Below are 6,603 nucleotides of genomic sequence, written 5' to 3' on the forward strand. Positions count from 1 at the left end.
ATTTATCAAAGCAGACGCTTTTTTGAAATTTGCCGGGGTGTGCGCTACCGGCGGACAGGCAAAATGGATGATCGAAGAGGGACAAGTTGCCGTGAACGGCGAGACCTGCACCCAGCGCGGCAAGAAACTGCATAAGGGTGATACCATCACGTTGGCTGACGGACAGCAGTTCCGTATTGTATGAACATCCAAACGCTGACACTGCGCGATTTTCGCAATTATGAGACCGCACAGCTGGCATTGGCGCCGGGCGTCAATGTATTTTGCGGAGAAAATGCGCAGGGAAAGACCAATATCTTAGAAGCAGTCGGACTTCTGTCAACCACGCGGCTGTTCCGTTCGGGACAAAAGCGGGATGCGGTGCGCTTTGGCGCACGGCAGGCGGAAGTCTGCGCCGCTTTTTTCGCAGAAAAGCGCAATATGACCGTGCGGGCTGTGGTTCCGAACGCCGGAAGAGCACAGTTTTTTATCAATGACATCAAGCAAAAACGGCTGTCTGATGTCAATGGCGTGCTGCGCACGGTGTTGTTTTGTCCAGAGGATCTGATGCTCATTCGAGAGGGCGCCGCCGCTCGGCGGCGGTTCATGGACATCGCGCTTTGCCAGCTGCGGCCGAATTATGCGCGGTATTTGTCGGAGTATGGCAGGCTGCACGAAAACAAGCTGCGTATTTTGAAGGATGCCGAGGAAAAGCCATCACTGCTTGATACCTTGGACGATTTCTCCTTCAGAATGTCCGCGATAGGCGGACAGCTCGTCCGGTATCGCGCGTATTATCTGCGGGCGCTGATGGAGAAAGCACAGGGCATTCACGCCTCGCTGTCCGGCAAGAATGAACAGCTGTCGTACCGGTATCACACGGTATCTGCTGTGACGGATCCGTTTGCTTCTGCGAAAGACATCGGGATGCAGATCTGGGAGCATATGTGCGCCCACCGCAGTGCGGAAATTGCCTCGCGCTCGTGCCTGTCCGGCCCGCACAAAGATGACTTGGAATTGCTCATCGGCGGACGCTCGGCAAAGAGCTTTGGCTCGCAGGGACAGGTGCGTACCTGTGCGCTGTCGCTCAAGCTCGCCGAGCGCGATATGTTTTATGAGAGCACGAAAGAATACCCCATTTTGCTGCTTGACGATGTTTTGAGCGAATTGGATGCCAAACGGCAGGATTTTGTGCTCAACCGCATCGAAAATGGACAGGTTCTCATCACTTGCTGCGAGCCGGAAAAGCTCGCGCAGGTGCAGGACGGACGGATGTTTTCGGTTTCCGGCGGCACCGTGCAGCGCGTATAACACAAACAGCGGATTTGCCCGGCGGGCGAATCCGCTGTTTTTTCTCTAAAATTCTGCGAAAAAATACCCAGAATGAAACATGTGGAAAATCGTGTGGAAAAGCTGCCGCTTTGTCGACAAAAAAGTGGGCAAAAATTCGAGAAACGGAAATATTTTTTGAGAAAACACGTGCAAAACTTCACAAAAAGTGGTATAATAAAAATCAGAGTTGGGATTGAAATTTTGCTTGGAGCAGGAGGTGTCCGCATGTATCTGCATCTGGGACAGGATGTGGTCGTTCCGACCCATTCCATTCTTGGCATCTACGACATGGACACCGCGACATGGTCCAAACACACCCGCGCACTCATCGCCTCGATGGAAAAGGCGGGACGGGTACAGGCGATCTTTGATGATCTGCCCAAGTCCTGCATTCTCTGCGAGGAGGGCGGCGTGCGCACGCTGTACATCTCCCAGCTGTCCACTGCGACGCTTCTGCGCCGAAGCGAGCAGGTTTTGACGGATTCTTCCGTCTAATTGGATTGGTTTATTTTCCGAATAAGAGATCCCGTGCCGAGCGGGATTGTTTTATTCCATGCTGATTTTTTTGTCATTGGAGACAGCAGCCGAAGCCGGCGGCCGGTGCTGTTTTTTCCCCCTCTTAGGAAGGTTCGCCGGAGAAATGGAATGTATGATATGAGTATGAGCGAAGAGATCCTGGATCTGACCGTCAAGGAAACCTATGATGAGAGCCAGATTCAGGTGCTGGAAGGACTGGAAGCGGTCCGCAAGCGCCCGGGCATGTACATTGGCTCGACTTCTGCGCGCGGCCTGCACCATCTGGTGTACGAAATCGTGGATAACTCCATCGATGAAGCACTGGCGGGCTACTGCACCCATATTGAGGTCACCTTGGAGCCGGACAGCGTCGTCACCGTGCGCGACAACGGCCGAGGCATTCCGGTCGGCATTCACCCGCAGATGGGCATTCCGACGCTGGAAGTGGTACTCACCGTCCTGCACGCAGGCGGTAAGTTCGGCGGCGACGGCTACAAGGTATCCGGCGGCCTGCACGGCGTGGGTTCCTCTGTTGTAAACGCCCTGTCCGAGTGGCTGGAAGCAACGGTATACGACGGAGAAAATAAATATACGATGAAGTTTGCCCGCGGCAAGACCGTCTCTACCCTGCGTTCGGTTCCGTGCAAGCATGAGACCGGCACGACCATTCGCTTCAAAGCGGACGGACAGATCTTTGAGACGCTGCAGTACGACTATGAGATTCTTGCCAACCGATTGCAGGAGCAGGCGTTCTTAAACGGCGGCGTCAAAATCACGCTGCGCGATGAGCGCGATCCGGACGATGAGCCGCGCGAAGACGTCATGCACTATGAGGGCGGCATCAAGCAGTTTGTCGCGTACTTAAACCGCAATAAGACCGCGCTGCATCCGGATGTTATTTACGTGGAGGGCAGCCGCGACAATTCTATGGCAGAGGTTGCACTCCAGTATACCGACGGCTACAACGAGAATTTGCTGTCCTTTGCCAACAACATCAACACCACGGAGGGCGGTACGCATGAGACCGGCTTTAAATCCGCGCTGACCAAGGTCATTAACGACTACGCGCGCAAGTTCGGCTTCCTCAAGGACAGCGACAAGAACTTCTCCGGTGAAGATGTCCGCGAGGGTTTGACCGCTGTCATCTCCGTCAAGCTGCCGGAGGCGCAGTTTGAGGGACAGACTAAGACCAAGCTCGGCAACTCCGACATGCGCAATCTGGTGGATTCTATGCTCAGCGAAAAGCTGACCATCTTCTTTGAGGAAAATCCGTCTGTCGGCAAGGCAATTATCGATAAGGCACAGACCGCATCGCGTGCCAGAGAGGCGGCGCGCAAGGCGCGAGAGATGACCCGGCGCAAGAGCGCATTGGAATCCGGTTCTCTGCCGGGCAAGCTGGCAGACTGCCAGGAGCGCGATCCGGAGCTAACTGAGATTTACATCGTCGAGGGCGATTCCGCAGGCGGCTCCGCCAAGGAAGGCCGCGACCGCCGGTATCAGGCGATTCTGCCGTTGTGGGGCAAGATGCTCAACGTAGAAAAGGCGCGTCTGGACAAGGTCTATGGCAATGATAAGCTGACCCCGATGATTACCGCGTTCGGCGCGGGCTTCGGCGAGGACTTCGATCCGGCTAAGCTGCGCTACGGCAAGATTATTCTGATGGCGGATGCCGATGTCGACGGCAGCCATATCCGCACGCTGCTGCTGACCTTCTTCTTCCGCTATATGCGTCCGCTCATTGAGCAGGGACATGTGTATATCGCACAGCCGCCGCTGTTCAAGAACACCAAGGGCAAGACCGTGCGCTACACCTACACCGAGCAGGAGCAGGTCAGTGTGCTGGCGGAAATGGGCGATGGCGTGGACATTCAGCGGTATAAAGGCTTGGGCGAGATGGATCCGGAGCAGCTGTGGGAGACAACCATGAATCCGGAAAACAGAACGCTGCTGCAGGTGACGCTGGAAGACGCTTCGATGGCGGATGAGATCTTTACCTTGCTCATGGGCGAAAAGGTAGAGCCGCGCCGCGAGTTCATTCAGAAAAACGCCAAGTATGTCAGCAATCTGGACATTTAAGCCGGAGGTACGGATGGACGAATTAAAACAAGCACGGATCAAGGCTGCGGCACAGCAGCTGATGAACGGACATGATGCGCTGGTGGATCTGCTGCCGGCAAAGAAGACGAAAAAGACCTCCGAAGAAGATGCCATCCTAGAGGATGCGCTGGATTCGCTGGAAGAGGCCATTTCTTGTCTCTCTGAATTGTTGGATGAGGAGGCATAAGCAAGTTGGCAAAGGATACTGAAAAGAATAAAATCCATTTTGAAAACCAGAAGATCATTCCGGTCGATCTGGAACGAGAGATGAAAAAATCGTACATCGACTACGCGATGTCGGTTATCGTGGGCCGCGCGCTGCCGGATGCACGCGACGGTCTCAAGCCGGTACATCGTCGTATTCTGTACGCGATGTATGAGGATCACCTGACCGCAGACCGCGCATACCGCAAGGCGGCAACGACCGTTGGTAATGTGCTCGGCCGCTATCATCCGCACGGTGATGCCTCGGTATATGACGCGATGGTTCGTATGGCACAGTGGTTCTCGCTGCGCTACCCGATGATTGACGGCCACGGCAACTTCGGTTCCATCGACGGCGACCCTCCGGCAGCTTACCGTTACACGGAAGCGCGCATGAGCAAGCTGGCGGCGCATATGATGACGGATATTGACAAGGATACCGTCGATTTCATGCCGAACTTCGATGACAACCGCAAGGAACCGGTCGTTTTGCCGTCGCGTTTCCCGAGTATGCTCGTCAATGGCTCGACGGGTATTGCTGTCGGCATGGCGACCAATATGCCACCGCACAACCTGACCGAAGTGATTAACGGCATCTGCCATGTCATTGACAATCCGGAAGCCGGACTGGAGGAAATCTGCCAGTATATCAAGGGACCGGATTTCCCGACCGGCGGCGTAATTATGGGCCGCAGCGGCATTCGTGCGGCTTATGCGACCGGCCGCGGCAAGCTCAAGGTTCGTGCGCGCACGCATTTTGAAGAGATGCCGAACAACCGCACCCGCATTGTCGCCACCGAGATTCCGTACGGCGTCAATAAGGCGCGTCTGGTCGAGAGCATTGCGGATCTGGTCAAGGACAAGCGCGTAGAGGGTATTTCCGACCTGCGCGATGAGTCTGACCGCGAGGGTATCCGCGTGGTCATTGAGCTCAAGCGCGATGCCAATCCGCAGGTTGTGCTCAATCAACTGTTCCATTACACACAGCTGCAGGACACGTTCTCGATTAACAATCTGGCACTGGTCAATAATCAGCCGCGCACGCTCAATCTGCGCGAGCTTATCGACCAGTACATTGAGTTCCAGAGAGAAATCATCGAACGCCGCAGCCGCTATGAGCTGAACCGCGCAGAAAAGCGCGCCCATATCTTAGAGGGCTTGAAGGTTGCCACCGAGAATATTGACCGGATCATTGCGATTATTCGCGCATCGGCAAATGAGACCGAAGCCAAGCAGAAGCTGATTGAAGAGACCTTTATCGTCAATCAGATCGCCCTGCTCGGCATTGTGGACGGCAAGGAAGAGTTCCCGTTCCATCTGGACGAAGAACAGGCACAGGCTATCGTGAGTATGCGTTTGGGTCGTCTGTCCGGTCTGGAGCGTCAGAAGCTGGCGGATGAATACGATGAGATCGAAGGCCGCATTCATGAGCTGCTCGAAGTACTCAACAGCAGAGAAAAGCAGCTGGAAGTCGTTCGCACGGAACTGATTGCCATTCGCGATAAGTTCGGCGATGAACGCCGCACCGGCATTGAAATCGTCGATGATGATATTGATATTGAAGATTTGATTCCGCAGGAGGACTGCACGTATACGCTGACGCACAGAGGCTATATCAAGCGTCTGCCGACGTCGTCGTATCGCGCCCAGCGCCGCGGCGGCCGCGGTGTCAATGCGATGGCAACCCGCGAAGAAGATTATGCAGAGGTGCTGTTTGCTGCATCCTCGCATGATAATATTCTGTTCTTCAGCAGCTTTGGCAAGGTATATCTGCTCAAGGGCTATCAGATTCCGGAGACCAGCCGCACGGCAAAGGGCACCAATCTGGTCAACCTGCTGACACTGGAACAGGGCGAGACCATTTCTGCCATGTTCAGCGTACCGGAAGAGCAGTACGATGAAAAGCATTATCTGTTCTTTACGACGGAACGCGGTGTTGTCAAGCGCGTTTGCCTGGCAGATATGACCCATATCCGCAAGACCGGTCTGCGTGCGCTGTCGCTCAATGAGGGAGATCGCCTGATTGATGTCCGTCTGACCGATGACACGCAGGATATGCTGATTATTACGGCAAAGGGCAGAGGTATTCGCTTCCATGAGAGCGAAGTGCGCGCTATGGGCCGCTCGGCAGTCGGTGTCAAGGGCATTGAGCTGGATGCTGATGACCGCGTTATTGGCGGCGTTCGTGCTCGTCCGGAGGGCGAAGTGCTGACCATTACAGAAAATGGCTTTGGTAAGCGCACACCGGTGGAGGATTATTCCATTCACCATCGCGGCGGCAAGGGTATTTTGGCTCATGCCTTGAGTGAAGCTACCGGCAATATCGCGGGCTGTGCCGTTGTCGATGAGGACAATGACGTGCTGATTATCACGGATGACGGCGTCATGATTCGTACCGACGTCGGAGATATTCGTCTGTGCGGCAGAAATTCCAAGGGCGTCATTGTGATGCGCACCGGTGAAAATGTCCATGTC

At 54.9% G+C, this 6,603-nt stretch carries 6 protein-coding genes; all 6 read left to right on the forward strand.

What is annotated here, in order from left to right; genetic code table 11:
* The coding region (locus ACR0P9_RS05880) for an RNA-binding S4 domain-containing protein (protein ID WP_432618215.1) at nt 1-184 on the forward strand (184 nt) is incomplete at its 5' end.
* Complete coding sequence (gene recF, locus ACR0P9_RS05885) at nt 181-1,290, forward strand: DNA replication/repair protein RecF (protein WP_432618217.1); 1,110 nt, start codon at nt 181-183, stop codon at nt 1,288-1,290. The genes ACR0P9_RS05880 and recF, both read left to right, overlap by 4 nt.
* Before the next feature lie 246 nt (nt 1,291-1,536).
* A complete protein-coding gene (gene remB, locus ACR0P9_RS05890; protein ID WP_432618219.1) occupies nt 1,537-1,806 on the forward strand; it encodes an extracellular matrix regulator RemB in 270 nt (89 codons plus the stop codon).
* Between the two features lie 159 nt (nt 1,807-1,965).
* Nucleotides 1,966-3,903 carry a DNA topoisomerase (ATP-hydrolyzing) subunit B gene (gene gyrB / locus ACR0P9_RS05895; protein WP_432618225.1) on the forward strand — a complete coding sequence of 646 codons (1,938 nt, stop codon included), beginning with the start codon at nt 1,966-1,968 and terminating at the stop codon, nt 3,901-3,903.
* A 13-nt stretch (nt 3,904-3,916) separates the two neighbouring features.
* A complete protein-coding gene (locus ACR0P9_RS05900; protein ID WP_432618221.1) occupies nt 3,917-4,111 on the forward strand; it encodes a hypothetical protein in 195 nt (64 codons plus the stop codon).
* Nucleotides 4,112-4,116: 5 nt separating this feature from the next.
* Nucleotides 4,117-6,603: DNA gyrase subunit A (gene gyrA, locus ACR0P9_RS05905; RefSeq protein WP_432618223.1), on the forward strand; the 2,487-nt coding region annotated here is incomplete at its 3' end.

Origin of the sequence: Butyricicoccus sp., assembly GCF_050872565.1 — a bacterium.
Lineage (GTDB): Bacteria > Bacillota > Clostridia > Oscillospirales > Butyricicoccaceae > Butyricicoccus_A.

Excerpts from the sequence above, each read along its gene's own strand:
- remB (WP_432618219.1), top strand. The coding sequence starts at position 1,537 with ATGTATCTGCATCTGGGACAGGATGTGGTCGTTCCGACCCATTCCATT.
- recF (WP_432618217.1), top strand. The coding sequence starts at position 181 with ATGAACATCCAAACGCTGACACTGCGCGATTTTCGCAATTATGAGACC.
- ACR0P9_RS05900 (WP_432618221.1), top strand. The coding sequence starts at position 3,917 with ATGGACGAATTAAAACAAGCACGGATCAAGGCTGCGGCACAGCAGCTG.
- gyrB (WP_432618225.1), top strand. The coding sequence starts at position 1,966 with ATGAGTATGAGCGAAGAGATCCTGGATCTGACCGTCAAGGAAACCTAT.